The sequence below is a fragment of the bacterium genome, assembly GCA_035691305.1.
Lineage (GTDB): Bacteria > Sysuimicrobiota > Sysuimicrobiia > Sysuimicrobiales > Segetimicrobiaceae > DASSJF01.
The window spans coordinates 41,685-59,126 of record DASSJF010000005.1 but is presented as its reverse complement, the minus strand read 5'-3'; the positions used below and the strand labels follow the sequence as shown (position 1 = coordinate 59,126).

Sequence of the window (17,442 nt, the reverse complement as noted above, 5' to 3'; positions counted from 1 at the left end):
AAAGCGCAGGAGACACTGCGCCTGCCATGTGCGACGCAGCGACGGCGTAACCTATGGCGATCCACAACAACGAGCCGGCGTTCGATGGGCCGCTCCCCGGGGCGGGCGCCTGCGGCCGGGAGCCGCGCGTGCTCGACCGACGGTTCGAGTTGCGCGAGGTCATCGGCACCGGCGGCATGGCCACGGTCTACCGGGCCTGGGACCGCGCCCACAACCGTCCCTGCGCCGTAAAAGTGCCGGCCGAGCACCTCGCGCGCGACGAGGAATTCCGGCAACGGTTTCGCCGGGAGGCGGAGGCGGCGAGCGCGCTCGTGCACCCACGCATCGTGCGAGTGTACGGGCACGGCGAGGCCGACTCGACGCCCTACATCGCGATGGAGTTCTTGGACGGCGGGACGCTTCGCGAGTTGGTGAGCCGGCGGGAGCAGCTTCCGGAGGGAACCGCGGTCCGCATCGCGGCAGAAGTGGCCGACGCGCTTGCGTACGCCCACTCCCGCCGCGTCGTCCACCGCGACATCAAGCCGCACAACATCCTCCTGACGGCGGACGAGCACGTCAAGGTCGCGGACTTCGGCATCGCCCGTTCGCTCGATTCGACGTCACACACACGCGCCGGGATCGTGCCCGGGTCCACGCAGTACATCTCGCCCGAGCAGGCGGCCGGGCAGCAGGCGGGCCCGGCGTCGGACCAGTACTCGCTCGGCGTCGTCCTGTACGAGATGCTGGCCGGACGTCTGCCGTTCGAGGAAGCCGAGACCCCGGTCGCTATGGCGCTGCGGCACATACACGAGCCGCCATACGACCTGCACTGGATCCGTCCGGGTCTATCCGAAGCCACCGTGGCGCTGGTGCGCCGCCTGCTGGTCAAATCGCCGGAGGAGCGCCAGGTGTGCGCGGCCGAGCTCGCGTCGAACCTCCGGCGGATCTACGCGCGGCTCGGCCGTGACGCGTCGAAGACCGTCCCGCTGCCGATTCGGGCCGGCGGGCAGCCGCGCGCGGCGGGGGCCGAGCGGGACGGCGCGATCGCCCGCGACGCGACGGCCCGTCTCGCGACGCTCGGTCGCGGGCGCGTGTTGTCGGACACCGCACGAACGCCGATCTTGTCGTCGCGGCACCGTCGCCAGGCGATCGCGCCGCAGCTTACGATCGTCCTCGTCGGGTTGGTCGGCTTATGGTTCTTCGCCTTCGCGGCTTACCAGGGCTACCAGTCCGCGAACCGTCGCGGTCCGGCGGCGCAAACCGCGGCCGCCATCCGGGCGCCGGCTCTCGTGGGCCGGACGCTGGCGGCCGCGCAGGACGTCGCGGCGTCCAACAAGATCAGGCTTGCCGTCACGGGCAGACAGAACGGGACCGTGGCCCCGGACGTGATCCTGGCGCAGGATCCGCCCCCGGGAACCGCGCTCGCGCAGGGCGCGGCGCTCAACGTGGTGGTCAGCCAGGGGTCGGGGGTCGTGCCCGATGTCCGCGGCGTCTCAGCCGACGCGGCCGCGCGGAAGTTGCGGGCCGCCGGACTGCGGCTCGGCAGCACGAGCTACGTACACGACGACCACGTGCCGTCCGGCATGGTCCAGTCGCAGTCCGCGAATCCAGGCGACCATCTGGGGGCCAAGTCATTGATCAACATCGTGGTGAGCCGAGGCGCCGATCAGCCGTCGAGTCCCTCCGGCACGCCGCTGGGCGCGCCGGCGCCGTCTCCGGACACCACGGTCGTCCCGAACGTAACCGGCGCATCGCTCGCGCAGGCGGAGTCCGCGCTGCGCTCCGCCGGCTTCCGGACGGGACGCATCAGCTACACGTACGACGATCGGACTCCCGCGGGCGTCGTAATCGGTCAGGGCCGGGCGGCCGGCGCCGAGGCCTCCCCGAACGAGGCGGTCGACTTGGTCGTCAGCCAGGGGCCCGCGCCGCCCGCCGGACCGGCGCCGCAGACGCCGCCGTCCAATCAGACCGGTCCGCCGGATCAAGGTTCGCCCCCGCCCGTGATCCCGTAATCCGAACGACGCGCCGCCGAGGGGCGCGCCCGCGGCCCGCCGAAATATCCCACCCGATATGCGTGCGATTGTTGTCGGCGGCGGCGTGATCGGTGCGTCGGCGGCTTATCGTCTTGCGCGGGGAGGCGCCGCTGTGACGCTTCTCGACCGCGGCCGGCTCTGCGGCGGGACCTCCGCCGCCAGTTTCGCCTGGACCAACTCGAACCAGAAGACGCCGCGCGAGTACCACGACCTGAACGTGGAAGGCATGCGCGCCCACGCCGCGCTGCGGGCCGAATTCGGCGCCGCGCCGTGGTGGCACGGAGGTGGTAACATCCACATCGCGGCCGGCGATGCCGCGCGCGTCGCGCTCCGCGCGCGCGTCGAGCGGCTGCGCGCTTGGGACTATGCCGCGGAGGAGATCGACGCGGCCCGGGCCCTCGCGCTCGAGCCGGATCTTCCCCCAGGCGCGCTCCGCGACACGGCGATCGCGTTCTATCCGGACGAAGCGTGGATCGAGACCACGGTCTACGTCTACGCGATGACGCGGGCGGCCGCGGCTGCCGGCGCGCGCGTCGAGGCCGGGACGGGGGTCCGCGAGATTTGGCGGGAGGGCAACCGCGTCACCGGCGCGCGCACCGACTCCGGCGAGTTCCACGAGGCGGACGTCGTCGTGAACTGCGCGGGCCGCTGGGCCGGCGACCTCGGCGCCTCGGCCGGCGCCGGTCTTCCGATGGCGCCGAACCGCAGCGTACTCGCGATCACGCCGCCGGCGCTTACGCGGCTCGAGCGCGTCGTCCACGCGCCGAGGTGCCAGTTTCGTCCCGACGGCGGGGGACGGGTGCTGATCCAGGCGGACGAAGTCGACGATGCGGTCACGGCGTCGCGCGCGTCCGAAGCGCCGCCTGACCTGGCGGCCGAACTGGTGCGGCGTGCGGCCGAACTGCTACCGGGGCTCGCCGGGACGGGTGTGGAGTCTGCGCGCCTCGGCGTTCGGTCGATGCCGGCGGACGGCCGGACCGTCATCGGCCCGCAGGGCGGGCTCTCCGGATATTACGCGATCGTCACCCACAGCGGCGTGACGCTCGCGCCGTTTCTGGCCACCGCGGCGGCCGCCGAGATCCTCGGCGGCCGTCCCGACCCGCGCCTCGCGCCGTTTCGTCCGGACCGGTTCGCGCGCGCCTAGCGGCGCCTAGGGTGACAGCCACGCGCGTGCGAGCCGCATCATCCCGTCCGGGACGTGGACGAAGCCGTGCACGCGCGCCGAAACCAGCTTGTACTCCTTCGGGAAGTAGAGCCACACGTAGGGCATGTCGTCCGCTACGATCTGGAGGACTTCACGGTACGCCCGCCGGCGCTGCGCCATGTCGCCGAGGAGGCGTGAGGCGTCGAGGAGGCTGGTTACGCGCGGGTTCGTGTAGCCGGTGTCGTTCGGCTGGTCGGGCCCGGCCTGCGTCAGGAAGGAATAGATGTCCCCGTCGGGGTCGGGCCGGCCGCTCCATCCGAGGAGTCCCGCCTGATGCCGCAGGTGCCCGAGCGTGTCGAGCAGCGTGCCGAACTCGATCGCCTGGATCTTGATCCGGATGCCCGCGTCCGCGGCCATCGACTGCACGGCCTGGGCCACGGATAGCTGCTGCTGGCCCGGGGTCGTGAGCAGCGTGAACTCGAATCCGTCCGGACGCCCGGCCGCCTGTTCTTTCTCCTTGGCCCGCGCCACGCTCCGGCCGGGAATCGGCCAGGACGGGTCGTATCCCGGGGTGCCGTTCGGAAAGAACGAGTACGCCGGATACGCCGCACCTTGAAGGACGACGCCGGCGAGCGCCTCCCGGTCGATCGTGTTGTCGAGCGCCTGGCGCAGCAGCTTGTTGTCGAAGGGCGGCTTCGTGATGTTGAGCCGGATCGCGACCCATGAAAACGCCCCGCGCTGCAGGAGCCGGTAGGCCGCCCCGGGGCGCGCCGACGCCTGCGCCAGTTCCTTGATCTGCGGCAGGGGCACCGTGTTGATGATGTCGAGGTCGCCCGATTTCAAATTTGCCACCCGGGCATTGTCGTCGATCACCGGACGAAACACGATGCGGTCGAGGTAGGGGAGGCCCTTCGCCCAGTAGGACGAGTTCCGCTGCAGTGTGACGTGGTCTTGCGGCGCCTTCTCTACGAACGTGAAGGCCCCGGCGCCGACCGGGTGGAGCGCGAAATTGAGCCCCTCCCGCTGCGCCGCCGCCGGCGACACCATCATCCCCGCGCGGTCGGTCAGCACGTAGAGCAGGGGACTGTACGGCCGCTCGAGGGTCAGGGCGACGGTGGCGGCGTCCTGAACCGTAATCTTCTGAATCGGGCTGATCTCGAGGCGGCGCGCCGACGGGAACCTCGAATCGCGCATTCGCTCGAGGTTGTAGCGGACCGCCTCCGCGTTGAACGGCGTCCCGTCCTGAAACACCACGCCCTGGCGCAGGTGCAGCGTCACCGTGCGGCCGTCGGCGCTCACCGCCCACGACGTGGCGAGATCCGGCACGATCCGCAGCGACTCGTCGGTGTCGACGAGCTTGGCGAACAGACCCTGGAACACTTGGCGATCGACCGCGGCGGTCGACCGGTGAGGATCGAGATTGGGCGGATCCGCGTCGAGGCCCACGCGCAGCGTCCCGCCGCGGTGGACGCTCTCCGCCTGCACGCCTGCCGCCAGAGCGGCCAGCAGCACGGCCGCGGCCCCGAGCGCGCCGAGCCTCCGCATGGTGACGGACCTTCGACTCGCGGCGCCGGACCGCCTGCGGGTTACTGGACGGTGACGCGGAGGTGCGTGACGGCGGCCTTCTCGCCGCGCCGGCACGAGACGGTTACGGGATAGGGACCCGCCTTGGCGATATCGGGAACGCGGACGCTGAACTTCACGAGCCCGTCCGACCCCGCGGCGTGCGGCGGCAACGACGCGATCGTACGGTGGGGATCAGACAGCGCCTGCACAGACGCGCCGCACCGCGCGTGGGGTGCCGTGCGCACGACGAGCCGGCCCTCCGTGCCGCGCATCACCGGCGTGGTCACCGAGACGACCCTGACGGAAAGCGGCGCCGCGCCGGCTGCAGCCGCCCAGGCCATCACGACCGCCGCCGCGGGCCCGAGGCTCCATCTGAGCGTAGCGTGCGAGCGCCGCATGACACCACAAGTTTTCCCGTGCGCGGGGCGTGGTCAAACGCGCGCCCGGGCTCAGGCCGACTTGGAGAGCTTCCCCCAGTTGTTGTAGCCCTGCATCAGAAAGATCCAGCTCTTGTCCCGCAGGTCCGTCGGTAGAAGGTCGTGGATCGCGTGAAGCTCATCGAGCTTCGCCTCTACCGCGTTCTGGACTTGCTGCTTACTCTCCGAGTCGGTGTAGGCCCGGTCGAGCAGCCGCAGCTGCCGGTGAATCCGCATCAGCGACGGGATAACATTCATCGAAACGCTCATCTCCGCATGCCCTCCTTCGTGTCTAGCCGGGTGCGCGCGAACGATCGCTCCCATCCGTGTCCGACGAATCGGAGACGGCTTCGGCGATCGCCTCGTCGACGGTGTCGTGCACGGGTATGACGGTGTCGAATCGAAGGCGCCGGAACAGCGCGCGCAGCGGCGCGTCCGACGACATCACAACTCGGAGCTGGCGCCGCCTCGTGCGGAGGTCCTCGGCGAGATCGTACAGCAGGCGGATCGCCGCGCTGTTGAGGTACGTCACGCCCGTGACGTCGACGGCGACGAGGGAGTTCGCCTTCGCATCGGACGCGGCTGCCCGCAGCTCACGCTCGACCTGCGGCAGACTGACGAGGTCGAGATCGCCTTCCACACACGCCACGGTGGCGCGTGGCGGTTGGTGCACCGTGACCCGAGCCTGTGCTCTCATAAGGCTGTTCTCGACGTCCGCGTCGTTGAAAAGCACTGCCGGACCGAAAAGCGATCCGCGCCGACCTTCCCCCGCCGCACGGACCTCCAGACCCGCTGTTTAGCCTCCCGATATTTACCCTCCGCCTTAAGAAGCGTAAACGGCGGCGCGGGTGTTCCATTCGCGGGAGCGGCGGGGACGAACGGAGGAATCCCGGTCGCGGGGGACCGAACCCGAGTCCCAGAGCCCCCTGGAGAGGTGCTTATGAGGCGATCGATCCTGTGGTTGGTCTCGACCGCGGTCTTGCTGGCCGCCGCGCCCTCGGCGCCGGCCGCGCAGGCTCAGGCGACCCTCACAGTGACGGTGGACAGTTTCCGGGCGGGCGGCGTCATCCCGCAGAGGTACGCCTTCTGCGTCCCGGCCGCGACGGGCCACACCGCGCCGGGACAGAACGTGAGCCCGGCAATCTCTTGGTCGCGCGGCCCGTCCGGGACCGCGTCGTACGCCATCGTGGTCGTCGATACGGATGTCCCCGCGGTTCTTACCGACGCCGACAAGGAAGGCAAAGTCATCCCGGCCACCATGAAGCGGCGGCCGTGGTATCATTGGCTGCTGGTCGATATCCCGGCGTCGGTCACGTCGCTGCCCGAGGGGGCGGATTCCAAGGACGGCACGGCCAAGTCTGCCGGACCGACCCCCAACGGCGTGCGCGGTCTCAACGACTACGGCAACGGCCGTGCCGGCTACGACGGACCGTGCCCTCCGTGGAACGACGCCGCCGTGCACCACTACCACTTCCGGGTCTACGCGCTTAACGTCGCGCGTCTGCCGGTGCCGGCGAATTTTACTGCCGCCGATGTCCCACGGGCCGGGCAGTCGCACGTCCTGGCGTGGGGGGAAGTGGTCGGTCTCTACACGCAAAACTCCGACGTCGCGAAGACCCTGCCGAAGTGACGGCCGCACCCTCCGCGATCGGCAACGTACGGTGGGCGAAAAGCGGGTGGCGGTCGCTCGGTTAGGTGGCGGCGGGTCCCGAACTTCGTCCGGCGGCGAGGCGGACGAACGCGTCGAACGCTCCGGGATTCGCGAGCGCGTCCCGGCTCGCGGCGCGGTCGGGCGGGGCGCCCGCGAGAATGCGCTTGACGGGGACCTCCAGCTTCTTGCCGTTGAGGGTACGCGGCACCTCGGCGACCTGGTAGATTTCGTCGGGCACGTGCCGCGGCGACAGCTGCGTCCGCAGGCGCTCGCGGATCGTCGTCTGGCGACGATCGTCGAGCTCGGCGCCCTCGCGCAGGACGACAAATAACACGAGGCGTCCTTCGCGCCCCAGCTCTCCGGTGTCGATGACGAGGCTGTCGAGCACATCCGGGAGTTCTTCTACGACCCGGTAGAACTCGCTCGTGCCCATGCGGACGCCGGCGCGGTTGAGCGTCGAATCGGAGCGTCCGTAGATCACGCAGCTGCCCCGCGGCGTGATCTTGATCCAGTCGCCGTGCCGCCAGACCCCGGGGTAGTGCGCGAAGTAGGCATCGTGGTAGCGCCGGCCGCCCGTATCGTTCCAGAAGGCCACCGGCATGGACGGCATCGGCTCGGTAACGACGAGTTCGCCGACTTCATCGACGACGGGCCGCCCGTCCTCGTTCCAGGCCTCGACCTTCGCGCCGAGGCCGCGGCACTGGATCTCGCCGGCGCGCACCGGAAGCAGGGGGCATGACAGAACGAACGCCGTCGCGATGTCGGTGCCGCCGCTCGCCGAGCCGAGCAGCAACGACGGGCTGACGTGGTCGTACACCCAGGCGAAGCCTTCGGGCGTGAGCGGCGCCCCGGTCGAGCCGATGCCGCGGAGACGCGATAGGTCAAACGTCTTTCCCGGCTCGATCCCCGCCTTCATACACGCGAGCAGAAACGGCGCGCTGGTCCCAAAGTAGGTCATCCCGGTCTCCGCGGCGAGCCGCCACAGCGCGTCGAGATCCGGGTAGGCGGGGCTGCCGTCGTACAGAATCGCCGTCGCCCCGGCGAGCAGGCTCGAGACGACTACGTTCCACATCATCCAGCCGGTGGTCGAGTACCAAAAGAAGCGGTCGCCGGGCTGGACGTCCGCGTGCAGCGTGATCCACTTCAACTGCTCGAGGAGAACTCCACCATGGCCGTGCATGATGCCCTTCGGCAGCCCCGTCGTCCCGGACGAGTAGAGGATCCACAGCGGATGATCGAACGGGACCGGCTCCGGCACGAAGCCGTCCGGCCCGGGAGGCAGCGCATCCGCCCACAGGCGCGCGCCGCGGAGGCCGGCGAGATCGGGACGCTCGGTGAGATACGGCAGGACGATGACGGCGTCGACGGTGGGCAGCGCGGCGGCGATCTCGCGCACGGCGTCCATACGGTTGTGTCCGCGACCGTTGTAGCGGTATCCGTCCACGGCGAGCAGCACGCGCGGTTCGATCTGCCGGAAGCGGTCGACGACGCTGCGCGTGCCGAACTCCGGCGGGCAGCTCGACCAGACGGCGCCGAGACCGGCCGAAGCGAGGAGCGCCGCGGCGGCCTCCGGGACGTTCGGCAGATACGCCGCGACCCGGTCGCCGCGCCGCACCCCGAACCGCCGGAGGCCCGCCGCCACTCCGGCCACCTCGCGCCGCAGATCGGCCCAGCTCAGGGTGCGGGGCGGCCGGGTCTCGGAACGGGCGAGGAGCGCCGGTGCGTCGTCGTTCCGGCGGAGGGCTGGCTCGGCGAAGTTGAGCGCGGCGCCGGGAAACCACCTGGCACCTTCCACACCCCGGCCGCGCTCGAGCACGGCGCCCGGCACGCGCGTGCCGCGGATCTCGAAGAACTCCCAGATCGATTCCCAGAAGGCCGCGAGATCCCGGACGCTCCAGTCCCAGAGCGCCTGGTAGGAGTCGAAGGTGAGGCCGCGCGTCCGGCGCAGCCAACCGAGGTAGCGGGTGATCGCCGCGCGCCCGCGTACCTCGGCCGGCGGTTCCCACAGCACGGTGCCTTCGGCGACGGTGTTAGGTTTCATCGTGGGCGGCCGCGGGGCGGCCCGCGGCGGCGGGGCGGGACATCGCGTGCAGCGGGTTCGACTACGCTTCGATGAGCCCCTTGCGGATCGCGTACCGCACGAGCTGCGTGCGGTCGTGGAGCTCGAGCTTCTCCAAGATGTGGGCGCGGTGCGTCTGCACGGTCTTGACGCTGATGAACAGCTGCTTTGCGATCTCCTGGTTGGTCGCGCCGTGGGCGATCAGGGTCAAAATCTCCTTTTCGCGGGCGGTGAGGCCGTCGTAGGTCTCGCGGTTTTCGCCGTGCTCGACGCGCTTGAGGTAGTCCTCGGCGACCGCGGTCGCCGCCTGCGGATAGAGGAACGCCTCTCCGCGCGCGGCCGATCGGATCGCCTCGATCAAGTTCGGCGCCGCATCGTGCTTGAGCACGCAGCCGGCCGAGCCGGCCTTGATGAGCTGGAAGACGTAGGTGTCGTCGGCGTGCATCGTGAGCGCGATGGTGTGCGTGTCCGGCACCGCGTCGCGGATCTGCCGCGTCGCCTCGATGCCGTCGAGCCGAGGCATGCTGATGTCGAGCACCGCGACCGTTGGGTGTACTTGCTTGGCGAGGGCGACCGCCTCGGCCCCGTCCGACGCTTCGCCCACCACCTGGATGTCCGGCTCGCCGGCCAGGATGCGCTTCACGCCCTCCCGCACGATGGCGTGATCGTCGGCGAGGATGACCGTTATCTTGCCGGGGCTCTCGCCGGTCACGGCGCCCGCGTCCGTCACGCGGTTTGTCCCCGGCGGACCGCGGCGGCGGGAAATTCGGCGAGCACCTCGGTGCCGCCCTCCGGCCGCGCGGCCACCTGGACCGTGCCGCCGAGGGCCGCGGCCCGCTCCACCATGCCGCCGAGTCCGACGCCGACCCGCCCCCGGTGCGCCGGGGCGCCGGCCGCCGCGGTGATTCCGCGCCCGTCGTCGCGCACGCGAAGCACGATACGGTCGTCCTTTCGCAAGAGGTCCACGTCGATGCGGGACGCGGCGGCGTGTTTGACGGCGTTCCAAAGCGCCTCCTGCGCGATGCGGAAGATCGTCGTCTCCAGCGTCGCGTCGAGCCGCTCGCTGCCGAGCCGCTCGCTCAGGCGCACGTCCAGGCCGCGGGCGGCGATCTGGCTCTGCGTGTACCACCGCAGCGCCGGCACGAGCCCCAGGTCGTCGAGGACGGCCGGCCGGAGGTCGTAGATCAGCGCCCGCACGGACTCCACCGTGCGCGCCGCGAGGCGCCTGAGGCGCGCGAGCGTCTCCTGGGTCACGGCCGTGCCGCGGGCGTCCTCGAGGCGCGCCGCTTCCAGTTCGAGCATCAGGCCGGCGAGCGACTGGCCGGCTTCGTCGTGCAGTTCCCGGGCGATGCGCTTGCGTTCGTCTTCCTGGGCGCTCAGGAGGCGCCGGATCAACCCCGTCCGATCCGCCTCCTTGTCGCGCAACTCGTCGAGCAGCTCGGCCTTGTCGATCGCAAAACTGACCTGCGTGGCGATCGCGGACACGAGCGCCAGTTCCCGCCGCATAAACAACCGACCGGGCACGAGCACGAGGTTCAGCACCCCCCGCGTCCGCACGGTGCGCAGGGGCACGCTCGCGTGCCGGAGGGCCACCCCGACGTCGGCGAACCGGTCGCAGTCCACGACGCCGCCCTGCGCCGGCAACCGGCCGGCGCGCAGCATCTCGAGGCAGCGGCAGGATCCGGCGGGCGCGGACCGGCCGTGTTCTCCGCCGGGGACCAGGTCGCGGAGGGCGCCGCCGCCGTCCGCCAGCGGTCCCGACAGCCCAAACGCCGCGGCGGTCTCGTACCGCCCACCGCGTTCGAGAAACACCCAGCCCGAGTGCGCCTGCACCATCTTGCCGGTCGCGCGCAGTACGTCTGTGAGCATCTCGCCGACGTGGCTCGCCTGGTGCAGCGCGGCGCTGATCGCGCTCATCACTTCGAGCGCGCGCTGCCGCTCGAGCGACCGGAGCTGCACGCCTGCGCCGAACGTCGCCGCGCACAGTGCGCCGAGCAGCTCCGAGATCCCGGCGTCGAAAGTCGTGCGCGGGAGGAACGACCAGCCGGCGAAATTGACCCCGATCGCGACGAGCGCGATGAAGATGGTCCGAATCGCGGTGTCATCGGCGGCGCCTTCCGCCTGGTAATAGCTGCGTCCCGCAAGGACGAACGCGAGCGCCGCGGCCATGCCGGCGACCGCGCGCGCGACGTCGGCGTGGCCCCGCCCGAGGACGAAGAACGCGGCGACGGCGGTGAGCAGTCCGCCGTAGCCGACGGCTCCGAAGAGGATGTTGCCGGGCGTGTTGGGGTCCCGTGCGACGGAGCCGGTGAGGAAGCAGCCGGCTCCGGCCAGGATGAGGATGCTCGGGACGAGGGCGAAGGGCGCGGGCGCTCCGTTGGACAGCAGGGTGAGTTCGGTGGCCGACCGGGCCGCCAGGGCGGCCATCCCGGCGGTCCACCACACCACGTACGGCAACCTCGTCTCGACGTACTTGCTGAGGAGCAGCAGCACGATCGCGACGTGGATGCCTACGGCGAAATCCAGCATAAGGACCGGCATGCCCAGTTCGCCACCACCCCCGTCGCGCCTCAGTGACCCTCTAACCGCTTCATTCCCACCCAAATCCCCGAATAATCGCCCACGCCGGCGAGCAAGTGGAGACCCTCCGCCGCCGGCCCCCGCCGGCATCGGGTGGAGACCCGATTTTGGATCCCAATAGGGCCATCGCCCGATTACTGCTCCCGCCCGGGCCAAGTAAACTCAACTCTGGGATGTTAAGGAGCACGGACCGGCTGATGTTGACGATCGCATATGGAGTCCCGTTGGCCCTGCTGTCGGTCGGGCTCATAGGGTTTCTTCGAATCGCCGTCCGCAGCAACAGTTTTCGCTACCTGCCTCGACGCAGACCGTTGTTCGGCCGGGCCTCGTAACGGGGGGAAACGAGGCCCGGCGGTCTAACGGCGGGCGCTCCCGGAGCGCCCGCCGGCCACGTTTTTGGGCACTCTCAACAGGAAGGAATGGCCTTGCGCATCCGTTGTAGTCTCCGGAGTGTAGTCTTCGGAGGGGTGATGAGGATGAGCGCGCCGGTAGAGCAGCAGCAGAAACCGCTTCTCCTGTATGAGGTCAAAGAGAACGTCGCCGTGCTTACCCTCAACCATCCGGAGCGCCGCAACGCCCTGTCGCGCGCGATGCTTCAGGAGTTGCAGCGGTCCCTCGACCGGGCCGCCGACGACGACCGGGTGCGCGCCGTCGTCATTCGCGCGGTGGGCCCGGTGTTCAGCTCCGGCCACGACCTGCGCGAACTCGTGGGCCAGCCCGAGGCCGACGTCGCCTCGCTGTTCGACGTCTGCACCGGCGTCATGGAGACGATCCGGACGTTGCCCAAGCCGGTGATCGCCCAGGTGCACGCCCTCGCCACCGCCGCCGGCTGCCAACTCGTCGCGACCTGCGATCTCGTCGTCGCCTCCGAGGACGCTACGTTCGCCACGCCGGGAGTCAAGAACGGTCTGTTCTGCACCACGCCCGGCGTGGCCGTCGCACGGGCGGTTGGTCCGCGGAAGGCGATGGAGATGCTGCTGACGGGGACGCCCATCAGCGCCGAGGACGCCCGGCGCGCGGACCTCGTCAACCGCATCGTCCCGACCGACCGGCTTGAGGCAGAGACGATGGCCCTCGCTGCCCAGGTGATCGCCGCCAGCTCGTATACGCTCGCGATCGGCAAGCGCGGCTTCTACCAGCAGCTCTCCAAGGACCGGCCAGAGGCCTACGCCGTCGCCCAAAAGGTGATGGTGGAGAACGCGCTGGCGCCGGACGCGCAAGAGGGGATGCGGGCCTTCCTCGAAAAACGCCCGCCCCGCTGGCGTCACTAGGAGCCGTCGTGCCGTCCCGGCTTGCTCCACTTGCGATCGCGCTGGCGGCGAGCATCCTGATTGGCGTCGCTCCGGGCGCGCCGTCCGCCCCCGAAATCGCCCAGGCGGCTCCGGTTCGGGCGCCCGACTTTCAGTTGCCCCTGCTCGGCGGCGGGTCCGTCAGCCTCGCGTCATTTAAAGGAAAGCCCGTCATCCTGCTGTTTTGGGCGCCGTGGTGACCCACCTGCAACGGAGACGCCCCCGGGTGGGAGCGCGCGGACGGTGAGGCCAGGGCGAAGGGCGTGGCGCTCTTGGGCATCGGACTGCTCGCCGGGCGCGCGTCCTGCGAGGCGTTCGTGAAGCGGTATCACCTGTCGTTTCCGAACGCGTACGACGGGGACGAGCGCGTCGCCAAGTCGTACGGCTTCACCTACCAGCCGTACTGGGCCGTGATCTCGCGGGCCGGGACGGTCGTTCGCGCGGGGTACGGGCCGGCGGGCGAGGCGGAACTGCGAACGGCCATCGACGCGCTGGCGAATCGGTAGCGCGGAGACCCGGTGCATCTCTCGCTCGTGATCGCGTTCGCCGCCGGCGTGCTCGGCTTCTTCTCGCCGTGCATCGTGCCGCTCATCCCGGGCTACCTATCGTTCGTGTCGGGCGTCTCGCTGCTCGAGGTCGAGGCGGCCGAACGGCGACGGCACGTCTGGCGCGTCGTCGGGGCGACGCTGCTCTTCGTGTTTGGCTTCTCCCTCGTGTTTACCGGACTCGGGGCGTCCGCGTCTCTCGCCGGCGGGTTCATTCTCGGCAACCGGGAGCTGCTCGGCCGGATCGGCGGCGCGATCGTCATTCTGTTCGGTCTCGTCATGCTGGGGGTGCTGCGGATCCCCGGGCTCTCCCGCGAACGGCGCTTCGCGTTCTCGGCCCGGCCGGCCGGGCTGGCCGGGATCGTGCTCGTGGGCATGGCGTTCGGGTTTGCGTGGACGCCGTGCGTCGGACCGGTCCTCGGCGCGATCCTGACGCTCGCGGCGACGACGGCGCGCGCGGCCGACGGTGCCCTGCTGCTGTTCGCGTACTCGCTCGGCCTCGGCCTGCCGTTTCTCGTCACCGCCGCGCTGCTCACGAGAGCTTTCGGCGCGCTCCGTGCGATCAGGCGCTACGCACACGCGATCGAGGTCACGGGTGGCGCGTTCCTGGTCGTGATGGGCGCGGCGCTTCTCTTCGACTGGATCTACCGTCTCAACGCCTGGATTCTTCAGGTGTTTCCGGTCCGACCCGCGCTGTAAAGGACTCGCCCGCCGCCGTTCCGTAGCCTAAGCCTGTATCGATCTGCGCGACAAAAGGGGGTCTGCGGTGACCGACGATCACTCGGCCGGTACGGCCACACCGCACGCTCCGGCCGCACCGCAGGCGCTGTCCGCGCCGTGGATCGGGAAGAGCGTGCGTCCGCACGAGACGCTGCGGCCGATCCGCGGCGTCGCCCGCTACGTCGACGACCTCGCGCTGCCGGGCGTCGTATACCTTGCCGTCGTGCGCAGCCCCGTCGCGCACGCTCGCATCCGCCGCATCTCGACCGACGCGGCGCGGCGCGCGCCCGGAGTCGTCGCCGCGGTCACGGGCGCCGACGTCGTCGGCCGGACGGAGGCGTTCCCCATCAACGTCGCCGAGGGCGCGAAGGTCACGCCTGCGCCGCTGCGGATTCTGGCCGACGGCGTGGTCCGGTACGCCGGGGAGCCCGTCGCGGCGGTCGCCGCAGAGACGCCGGCGGCGGCGCTTGACGCGGCCGCGCTCGTCGAGGTGGAGTACGATGAGCTGCCCGCGGTGACCGACGTGCGGGCCGCCCTCGGCGGCGCCGTCGCGGTCCACGCGGCCGCGCCGGACAACGCGCTGCTCCGCTGGCGGCGGAGCCACGGCGACGTGGACGAAGCGATCGCGTCGGCCGCGTACGTGGTGCGCGCGCGCTTCGAGATTCCCCGGATGGTCGGGGCGCCGATGGAGCCGCGGGGAGGGGCCGCGGCCTACGATCCCGGCACCGACGTGCTGACCGTGTGGTGCTCGACGCAGGATCCGCACCGCCCGCTCGCCCAGCTGAGCCGGGTACTGCGCCGTCCGGAGGACCGGCTGCGCGTCATCGTGCCGGAGGTCGGCGGCGGCTTCGGCGTCAAGGGCAGTCCGGCGCCGGAGGTGGCGGTCGCGGCGCTGCTGGCGATGGACCTCGGCCGGCCGGTCAAGTGGATGGAGACCAGGCGCGAGAACTTCCTCTCGAATTATCAGGCGCGCGGCATCGACGCGGACGCGGAGCTGGCCGTGGACAAGGACGGCCGGTTTCTCGGATTGCGCGCGCGCATCCTCGCCGACCTCGGCGCGTACATGTATCCCGCGACGACGACGGTCCCGCTCACCGCGGCGATCCTCATCATCAACACGTACACCACGCCGGCTGCGGACGTCGAGCTGATCGGCGTCGCCACGACGAAACCCCCGACGGGGCCGTATCGGGGCGCGGGCCGCCCGGAAGCCGTGTATATGATGGAGCGGCTGGTAGATCTCGCGGCGCATGCGACGGGACTGGATCCTGCCGAGATTCGCCGGCGCAACTTCATCGCCGCCGATCGGTTCCCGTACCGCACGCCGCTCGGGTGGGTGTACGATTCCGGACGGTTCGAGCTCTGCCTCGAGCGCGGGCTCGAGGCGATCGGCTACGGGCGCTGGCGGAAGGAGCAGGAGCGCGCGCGCGCCGAGGGACGCCTTCTCGGCATCGGCATCGCGGCGTACGTCGAACGCGCCGGTACGGGCCTGTGGGAGGCCGCGGCGATCACCGTCTCGCCTGACGGCCGTGTCGTCGCGCGCATGGGCTCGACCCCGCACGGCCAGGGGCACGAGACGACGTTCGCCCAGATCGCCGCGGACGCGCTCGGCGTGCCGCCGGACCGGATCACGGTCGAGCACGGGGATTCCGCGGTCGTGCCCCGCGGCGTGGGCACGTTCGGCAGCCGGTCGATCACCTGCGGCGGGTCGGCGCTGTGGGTCGCCGCGCAGAAGATCCAGGAGAAGGCCGCGCGGATCGCGGCGCACCTGCTTGAGGCCGCGCCGACCGACCTCGTTCGCGACGGCGACCGGTATGCGGTTCGCGGCGCGGCCGCGCGCGGCGTCTCGTTCGCGGAGGTGGCGGCGGCCGCGTACCAGCCGGGACGCCTGCCGCGCGACATGGAGCTGGGGCTCGACGCATCGGCGACGTTCGCCCTGCCGAGTCCGGTCTTTCCGTCTGGCGCCTACGTCGCCGTGGTCGAGGTCGAGGCGGAGACGGGGGCCGCGCGAATCCTGTCGCTGGTCGCGGTCGACGACGGCGGCCGCATCGTCAATCCGTTTCTCGCCGAGGCGCAGGTCGTCGGCGCCGTCGCGCAGGGCGTCGGCGAAGTCTTCCTCGAGGAAGCGGTCTACGACGAGGCGGGTCAGCCGCTGACGACGACGTTCGGCGAGTACGCGATGCCGCGGGCGGCAAACACGCCGTCCGTGCACGGCGTCTTCGTCGAAACGCCCTCGCCCTGGAACCCGCTCGGCGCGAAGGGCGTCGGGGAGGCGGGCTCGATCGCGGCCCCGCCCGCGGTGGCCAACGCCGTCATGGACGCGCTCGCGCCGCTCGGGATCACGCACCTCGACCTGCCGCTGCGGCCGGAGCGGCTGTGGCGGGCGATTCGTGATGCGAAAGGCGGTGAGCGATGAGACCCCGACTGCTCTCCGCGGCGCTCGCCGTCGCCGCGCTCGCCGTGGCCGGCGCGGCGCCCTCGGGTCTTGCCGCTCCGGCGGCACCCCAGTTCCCGCCCGCCGGGCCGCACGACAAGATCGTCTTCGGCCAGCCGACGGCGCCGCCGAACGTGGTCCACGCGCCGGTCGAGCTGGCGAAGGCGTTCGGGTTCATGGACAAATTCAGCGTGGACCTGTCGGTGCTCGACTTCGACGGCTCGACGCGCGCGCTCACCGCGGCGATCGCCGGCGGCATCAACGTCGGTCTCATCGATTGCCAGGTCGCGAACGGCAACGGGGTCCAGATCTCGATGTTCTATGCGCCGGCTCCCCGGACCGACTTCGTGCTCGTGGCGCGCGACAGCATCAAGACGCTGGGAGACCTCAAGGGGCGGAAGATGGGGCTCTCGGGCGCGCCCGGGGGCATCATCGATCGCATGAACCGCGCGATCCTCGCGAAGGCGGGCCTGCGGGCCGAAGACGTGACGATGGTCCCGACGACCACCGCCGGGCGCGTGCCGGCGCTCGTGACCGGCCAGAACGACACCGCGCTCTTCCATCTGGAGCAGGCGAGCAAGGTGCTGCGCACCCAGCGGGGTTTCCACGTTCTGTACGATCTCTACAAGGCGCTGCCCGATTACGAGTACAACGCCTACTGCGGGCTTCGCCCGTGGGTGCAGGCTCACCGGCAGGCGGTCGTCAACCTGGCCGCGGCGACGATTCTCGCCGTGCGGTATGCCTACGCGCACCGCGCGGAGACGATCAAGGCGCTGACCGACATCACGCACGAAGACGCCGAGGACGTCGCGTACGCGTACGGGAAAGTCGTCACCGGCTGCATCTGGGCGCGCAACCTCGGGCTCGACTCGAGGCGCATCGACTGGACCACGCAGTTCGAGCACGCCGGCGGCAACCTCCGGAACGTCTACCCGGCGAGTCAGATCGTCGACGCGGGTCTCGCCAACGAGGCGCTCGCCAAGGCCGGCGGCGCGGTCCCGGTTCCCGAGGGCTGCGAGTAGCCGC

15 protein-coding genes and 1 pseudogene are annotated in these 17,442 nt (G+C 70.8%); 9 read left to right on the top strand and 7 right to left on the bottom strand.

Translation table 11 applies throughout. The annotated features are described in order from the left end of the window. The first annotated feature begins 53 nt into the window (after positions 1–53). Positions 54–1,991: a protein kinase gene (locus VFL28_00805; GenBank protein ID HET7263178.1), complete on the top strand. Its 1,938-nt coding sequence runs from the start codon at positions 54–56 to the stop codon at positions 1,989–1,991. A gap of 58 nt (positions 1,992–2,049) precedes the next feature. Next, on the top strand, positions 2,050–3,156 hold the full coding sequence (locus VFL28_00800) for an FAD-binding oxidoreductase (protein ID HET7263177.1): 1,107 nt from the start codon (positions 2,050–2,052) through the stop codon (positions 3,154–3,156). Between the two features lie 6 nt (positions 3,157–3,162). On the opposite strand, the gene VFL28_00795 is transcribed toward VFL28_00800, so the two are convergent. From VFL28_00795 to VFL28_00780, 4 genes are all read right to left on the bottom strand, one after another. Beyond that, positions 3,163–4,701 (bottom strand): ABC transporter substrate-binding protein, encoded by a 1,539-nt coding sequence (locus VFL28_00795; protein ID HET7263176.1) that lies wholly within the window; start codon positions 4,699–4,701, stop codon positions 3,163–3,165. Positions 4,702–4,742: 41 nt separating this feature from the next. Next, complete coding sequence (locus VFL28_00790) at positions 4,743–5,063, bottom strand: hypothetical protein (GenBank protein HET7263175.1); 321 nt, start codon at positions 5,061–5,063, stop codon at positions 4,743–4,745. A 108-nt stretch (positions 5,064–5,171) separates the two neighbouring features. Beyond that, positions 5,172–5,408 carry a hypothetical protein gene (locus tag VFL28_00785; protein ID HET7263174.1) on the bottom strand — a complete coding sequence of 79 codons (237 nt, stop codon included), beginning with the start codon at positions 5,406–5,408 and terminating at the stop codon, positions 5,172–5,174. 22 nt (positions 5,409–5,430) lie between these two features. Then, positions 5,431–5,835, bottom strand: a complete 405-nt coding sequence (locus tag VFL28_00780) for an STAS domain-containing protein (GenBank protein ID HET7263173.1) — start codon at positions 5,833–5,835, stop codon at positions 5,431–5,433. Positions 5,836–6,078: 243 nt separating this feature from the next. Here VFL28_00780 and VFL28_00775 point away from each other — a divergent pair, with 243 nt between their 5' ends. Next, positions 6,079–6,768, top strand: coding sequence for a YbhB/YbcL family Raf kinase inhibitor-like protein (locus VFL28_00775; protein HET7263172.1), 690 nt, complete (start codon positions 6,079–6,081; stop codon positions 6,766–6,768). 61 nt (positions 6,769–6,829) lie between these two features. Here the strand turns inward: VFL28_00775 and VFL28_00770 are convergent, their stop codons facing one another. From VFL28_00770 to VFL28_00760, 3 genes are all read right to left on the bottom strand, one after another. After that, positions 6,830–8,830: an acetoacetate--CoA ligase gene (locus VFL28_00770; protein ID HET7263171.1), complete on the bottom strand. Its 2,001-nt coding sequence runs from the start codon at positions 8,828–8,830 to the stop codon at positions 6,830–6,832. A 61-nt stretch (positions 8,831–8,891) separates the two neighbouring features. Continuing rightward, positions 8,892–9,578 (bottom strand): response regulator transcription factor, encoded by a 687-nt coding sequence (locus VFL28_00765; GenBank protein HET7263170.1) that lies wholly within the window; start codon positions 9,576–9,578, stop codon positions 8,892–8,894. Then, entirely contained in the window at positions 9,575–11,389 is a 1,815-nt protein-coding gene (locus tag VFL28_00760) for a sensor histidine kinase (GenBank protein ID HET7263169.1), read from the bottom strand. The genes VFL28_00765 and VFL28_00760 overlap by 4 nt, the downstream gene beginning before the upstream one ends. 515 nt (positions 11,390–11,904) lie before the next feature. On the opposite strand from VFL28_00760, the gene VFL28_00755 reads away from it, so the two are divergent. The 6 genes and pseudogenes from VFL28_00755 to VFL28_00730 all read left to right on the top strand — a co-directional run bounded on the left by VFL28_00755 (position 11,905) and on the right by VFL28_00730 (position 17,438). Further along, positions 11,905–12,699 carry an enoyl-CoA hydratase gene (locus VFL28_00755; GenBank protein HET7263168.1) on the top strand — a complete coding sequence of 265 codons (795 nt, stop codon included), beginning with the start codon at positions 11,905–11,907 and terminating at the stop codon, positions 12,697–12,699. 8 nt (positions 12,700–12,707) lie between these two features. Further along, positions 12,708–12,917, top strand: coding sequence for a redoxin domain-containing protein (locus VFL28_00750; protein HET7263167.1), 210 nt, complete (start codon positions 12,708–12,710; stop codon positions 12,915–12,917). A gap of 12 nt (positions 12,918–12,929) precedes the next feature. Then, positions 12,930–13,223 (top strand): annotated as a pseudogene (locus VFL28_00745) (redoxin family protein). A gap of 12 nt (positions 13,224–13,235) precedes the next feature. Next, a complete protein-coding gene (locus tag VFL28_00740) occupies positions 13,236–13,961 on the top strand; it encodes a cytochrome c biogenesis protein CcdA (protein HET7263166.1) in 726 nt (241 codons plus the stop codon). 67 nt (positions 13,962–14,028) lie between these two features. Beyond that, positions 14,029–16,398: a xanthine dehydrogenase family protein molybdopterin-binding subunit gene (locus tag VFL28_00735; protein HET7263165.1), complete on the top strand. Its 2,370-nt coding sequence runs from the start codon at positions 14,029–14,031 to the stop codon at positions 16,396–16,398. Beyond that, entirely contained in the window at positions 16,395–17,438 is a 1,044-nt protein-coding gene (locus VFL28_00730) for an ABC transporter substrate-binding protein (protein ID HET7263164.1), read from the top strand. The genes VFL28_00735 and VFL28_00730 overlap by 4 nt, the downstream gene beginning before the upstream one ends. Positions 17,439–17,442 lie beyond the last annotated feature (4 nt).

Bases quoted from the DNA above. Each gene is read 5' to 3' on its own strand.
- VFL28_00755 (HET7263168.1), top strand. From the start codon at position 11,905: ATGAGCGCGCCGGTAGAGCAGCAGCAGAAACCGCTTCTCCTGTATGAG.
- VFL28_00790 (HET7263175.1), bottom strand. From the start codon at position 5,063: ATGGCCTGGGCGGCTGCAGCCGGCGCGGCGCCGCTTTCCGTCAGGGTC.
- VFL28_00730 (HET7263164.1), top strand. From the start codon at position 16,395: ATGAGACCCCGACTGCTCTCCGCGGCGCTCGCCGTCGCCGCGCTCGCC.
- VFL28_00770 (HET7263171.1), bottom strand. From the start codon at position 8,830: ATGAAACCTAACACCGTCGCCGAAGGCACCGTGCTGTGGGAACCGCCG.
- VFL28_00805 (HET7263178.1), top strand. From the start codon at position 54: ATGGCGATCCACAACAACGAGCCGGCGTTCGATGGGCCGCTCCCCGGG.
- VFL28_00785 (HET7263174.1), bottom strand. From the start codon at position 5,408: ATGAGCGTTTCGATGAATGTTATCCCGTCGCTGATGCGGATTCACCGG.
- VFL28_00800 (HET7263177.1), top strand. From the start codon at position 2,050: ATGCGTGCGATTGTTGTCGGCGGCGGCGTGATCGGTGCGTCGGCGGCT.
- VFL28_00795 (HET7263176.1), bottom strand. From the start codon at position 4,701: ATGCGGAGGCTCGGCGCGCTCGGGGCCGCGGCCGTGCTGCTGGCCGCT.
- VFL28_00760 (HET7263169.1), bottom strand. From the start codon at position 11,389: ATGCCGGTCCTTATGCTGGATTTCGCCGTAGGCATCCACGTCGCGATC.
- VFL28_00780 (HET7263173.1), bottom strand. From the start codon at position 5,835: ATGAGAGCACAGGCTCGGGTCACGGTGCACCAACCGCCACGCGCCACC.
- VFL28_00775 (HET7263172.1), top strand. From the start codon at position 6,079: ATGAGGCGATCGATCCTGTGGTTGGTCTCGACCGCGGTCTTGCTGGCC.